This is a genomic window from Pseudonocardia pini (assembly GCF_013870575.1).
GTDB lineage: Bacteria > Actinomycetota > Actinomycetes > Mycobacteriales > Pseudonocardiaceae > Pseudonocardia > Pseudonocardia pini.
Genome location: NZ_JACBXB010000541.1, coordinates 1 through 3,862, shown reverse-complemented (window position 1 = coordinate 3,862; position 3,862 = coordinate 1). Strand labels below are relative to the sequence as shown.

General features: G+C 72.4%; 5 protein-coding genes. All 5 read left to right on the top strand.

All coding sequences use genetic code 11. The features are described 5' to 3' along the window. A partial coding sequence (locus H5J29_RS24275) for a helix-turn-helix domain-containing protein (RefSeq protein WP_181783347.1) occupies window positions 1–299 on the top strand: 299 nt, incomplete at its 5' end. Between the two features lie 55 nt (window positions 300–354). Next, window positions 355–1,197: an alpha/beta fold hydrolase gene (locus tag H5J29_RS24270; RefSeq protein WP_181783346.1), complete on the top strand. Its 843-nt coding sequence runs from the start codon at window positions 355–357 to the stop codon at window positions 1,195–1,197. Continuing rightward, window positions 1,194–2,030, top strand: a complete 837-nt coding sequence (locus tag H5J29_RS24265) for an alpha/beta hydrolase (protein WP_181783345.1) — start codon at window positions 1,194–1,196, stop codon at window positions 2,028–2,030. The genes H5J29_RS24270 and H5J29_RS24265 overlap by 4 nt, the downstream gene beginning before the upstream one ends. Before the next feature lie 292 nt (window positions 2,031–2,322). Then, a complete protein-coding gene (locus H5J29_RS24260) occupies window positions 2,323–2,754 on the top strand; it encodes a hypothetical protein (protein ID WP_181783344.1) in 432 nt (143 codons plus the stop codon). Window positions 2,755–3,266: 512 nt separating this feature from the next. Next, a partial coding sequence (locus H5J29_RS24255; protein ID WP_181783343.1) for a hypothetical protein occupies window positions 3,267–3,862 on the top strand: 596 nt, incomplete at its 3' end.

Genomic DNA, 3,862 nt, shown 5'->3' with positions numbered 1-3,862 from the left:
TCGCCCTCGCGGCCTTCGACGGGCTCGGGGCGGCACCGTTCGCGGCCCGCGCGCGTCGGGAGCTCCGGGCCACCGGGCAGCACACCACGACCGGCGGGCTGACCCCGCAGGAGGCCTCGGTGGCCGCGCTGGCGGCGGACGGGGCGACCAACCTCGAGATCGCCGAGCGGCTCTCGCTGTCCCGGCACACCGTCGACTACCACCTGCGCAAGGTGTTCCGGAAGCTCGAGCTCTCCGACCGCAGGCTGCTGCGGGAGGCCCTGCGCGGGACCGACGGACGGACTACGCGCACCACGTGATTCGGACACGCGGTCCGCCGGGCCAGGGTCGGGGGCGAGACCGAGGAGGTCGCCGATGCCGACCGTGACCACGCCCGACGGGGCCGAGATCTTCTACAAGGACTGGGGCGAGGGCCCGCCCGTCGTCCTCGCCCACGGGTGGCCGCTGCACGCGGACAGCTGGCAGGCGCAGCAGCTCTTCCTGGCGGCCAACGGGTTCCGTGCGATCGCCCACGACCGCCGCGGCCACGGTCGGTCGACCCAGACCTGGCACGGCAACGACATGGACACCTACGCCGACGACCTGGCCCACCTGATCGAGACCCTCGACCTGCACGGGGTCACGCTCGTCGGGTTCTCCACCGGTGGCGGCGAGGTCGCCCGCTACCTCGGACGACACGGCACCGGGCGGGTCCGCGGCCTGGTGCTCGTCTCCGCCGTCCCGCCGTTCATGCTCCGTACCGACGACAACCCCGGCGGCGTGCCGATCGAGGTGTTCGACGAGATCCGCCGCGGCAGCCTGGCCGACCGCAGCCAGACCTACCGCGACCTCGCCGACGGGCCGTTCTTCGGCGGCAACCGGCCCGGACAGGCGCCGTCGCAGGGCATCCGGGACGCGTTCTGGCTGCAGGGCATGCAGTCCGGGCACCGCAACGCCCTCGAGTGCATCGCCGCCTTCTCCGCCACGGACTTCCGACCGGACCTCGACGCCGTGAGCGCGGCGGGCCTGCCCACCCTCGTCATCCACGGCGACGACGACCAGGTCGTCCCGATCGCGGTCGGCGGCCGCGCGTCGGCGGAGCGGATCGAGGGGGCCACGCTCACGGTCTATCCCGGGGCCCCGCACGGCATCACCGACACCCATCCGCAGCAGCTGTCCACGGACCTGCTCGCCTTCTGCAAGGAGATCTCCGCATGACCGGGAACCGCCCCGACACCGTCGTCCTCGTCCACGGTCTCTGGATGACCCCGCGCAGCTGGGAGCACTGGGTCTCCCACTACGAGGCGAAGGGGCTGACCGTGCTCGCGCCCGGCTATCCGGGCTTCGAGATCGAGGTCGAGGCGCTGCGGGAGAACCCGCAGCTCATCGCGGACCTCACCGTCCCCGCCACCGTGGACCACCTGGCGTCGGTCGTCGAGGCGCTCGACGCGCCGCCGATCATCATCGGCCACTCCTTCGGCGGCACCCTGACCCAGCTGCTGCTGGCCCGCGGGCTCGGCGCTGCGGGCGTGGTGATCGACTCGGCCCCCACCGAGGGGGTCAGGGTGAACCCGGTGTCGCAGGCGAGGTCGCTGTTCCCGGCGCTGAAGAACCCGGCCAACCGCCACAGGGCCGTCGGGTTCACCCCCGAGGAGTTCCACTACGCCTTCACCAACACCCTGTCCGCCGAGGAGTCCCGGGCGGTCTGGGACCGCTACGCCATCCCGGCGCCGGGGTTCTGGGTGTGGGAGTACGGCCTGTTCGCCAACTTCAAGCCCGGCCACCAGGACACCTGGGTGGACTACTCCGCGGACCGGGCGCCGCTGCTGTTCATCGCGGGGGAGCAGGACCACATCATGCCGCCGTCGGTGAACCGGTCGAACGCCAAGCACTACGCCGAGTCGCCCGCGCTGACCGACTACGTCGAGCTGGAGGGCCGCGACCACTGGACCTGCGCGGCCCCCGGCTGGGAGGCCGTGGCGGACAGGGCGCTGGCCTGGGCCCTCGAGCACGCCGCCCCGCTCGGCTCGACGGCGCCCGCGGAGGGCTGACGGTACGGGGACCGGGTACCTCGGGACCGACCCTCGCCCCCGACGACGTCGAACTCGCTACCGCCGACCGGGTCAACCGGTGGCGTCCGAGCGCCCCGTCGGTTGCGGCAGCCGGGGGCACTTCGGGCCGGACCGACTAGTCCGGGCCCTGAGGTGGTAGCCGCTGCCGGGCACCGCCGTCCCGTCCGGGACGGCGGTGCGAGCGGACGACGACAGGGGCCACGATGCGCAGTGCGCAGGACGACGGACGAGGCGCGTGCGCCGGGGCGACCGGGGGTGGGGTGTGCAGCCGATGAGTGCGCTGGAGGTCGACGGGGCGCCGCGACCGCTCAACGGCACGCGCCCCGATCCGCAGCAGGCCCGGCAGGGTGCGGTCGACGACCTGAAGGACAGCCTCAAGGAGCTGTTGCGGACGCTCCTGCGCACCACCGTCGGTGTGGCGCTGGAGAAGGTGGAGGGCCTCGCGGGGTCCTTCGACGCGATGGCGGCCTCCGGTGGCCTCGCGATGGGAGGCGTGCTCGGCGGGGTCAAGGCCGGGCTCGCGGGCAAGAACCCGGTGTGGGGCGCGGTGAAGGGGGCGATCGGGTCACTGAGCCCGGCGGTCCGGATCGGTCTGGTGCTCGCGCTCGTCCTGGCCCTGGTGCTGTTGCCGGTCACGGTGGTGCTGCTGCTCATCGCGCTGATCGTGTTGATCATTGTCGCGGCCGCGAAGGCCGGTTCCTGAACGTCTCTCGTGGGTGGGTGGGCCCTTCCTCGTCGGGTCCGTGTACTGACCATTTCCGCGGTGTTCCGCGGAGGCGCCGACGATGCCCCCGAGGGGTCTCGTCGGCGTCCTCGTGTGTCCGCCAGGGCGGCTCGCCGCGGAAGCGTCCATCATGGACATGACTCGGGTCACACCGGATTTCCGCAGATCAGTGCCGGCGCTCGTGGCAGGTGCTCGTTCGGCGTAACGTGCGCTCGGCCATCCGGAGGGCCGTCGCTCGTTCGGTCCAACGGGCTCCCGGCCATGGTGGATCAATGCTGACCCGCTCGTTTCAGCCGGATCTCCGTGAAATGGACCGGAAGAGTGGTCCAAATGGCGCAAAAATGGCCGATATGGGCCATCAGCGTGTGCGCGGAGATCGCTCGGGGTAGTTGGTGTCGACCCGGTTCGCCGCTGCGCCTGATCATTTTCGGACTCGATCTCGAAAAGGATGGCGCGGAGCGCGCGGATCGGCCACCACACGAGGAGGCTCGATGAAATGCGGCGCACGGGTGGCCCTGGGCGTAGCCGGTGGCTACGCCCTGGGGCGGACCAAGAAGATGAAGCTCGCCCTGATGCTCGGCGGGATGGCCGCGGGGCGTCGTGCGGGTGGACCGGGTGAGCTGTTGGCCCAGGGGCAGAAGCTGTTGGCCGCCTCCCCGGAGCTCTCGGCGTTGACCGACCAGATCCGCGGCAGACTGCTCGACGCGGGCAAGGGCGCCGTCATGGCGGTCGCGGCCCGACAGGTCTCGTCGCTCACCGACAAGGTGGGCAAGCGCGTCGAGTCCCTGGGCGACCTCGGCGGTGGCGCGGCAGGGTCGGCGAAGAAGGCCGCGGGCGGCGCGAAGGACGCGGTGGACCCGCGGGGCGCCGACGACGAGCCCGCCGAGGACGACGAGGCCGCACCCGAGGACGTCGACGAGGAGGGTGGCGAGGCGGGCAGCGAGCCGACCGACGAGGTCGACGACAGCTCCGCGGAGTCCGAGGAGTCCGAGGAGTCCGAGGACGAGGCCGAGCCGGAGGAGGCGCCACGCCCGCGCCGCCGGACCGCGAAGGCCCGCGAGGGTGGCGCATCGGGCGCCGGTCGACG

What these genes read in the sequence shown, in the direction of transcription:
- H5J29_RS24270 (WP_181783346.1), top strand. Translation starts at nt 355, where the DNA reads ATGCCGACCGTGACCACGCCCGACGGGGCCGAGATCTTCTACAAGGAC.
- H5J29_RS24260 (WP_181783344.1), top strand. Translation starts at nt 2,323, where the DNA reads ATGAGTGCGCTGGAGGTCGACGGGGCGCCGCGACCGCTCAACGGCACG.
- H5J29_RS24265 (WP_181783345.1), top strand. Translation starts at nt 1,194, where the DNA reads ATGACCGGGAACCGCCCCGACACCGTCGTCCTCGTCCACGGTCTCTGG.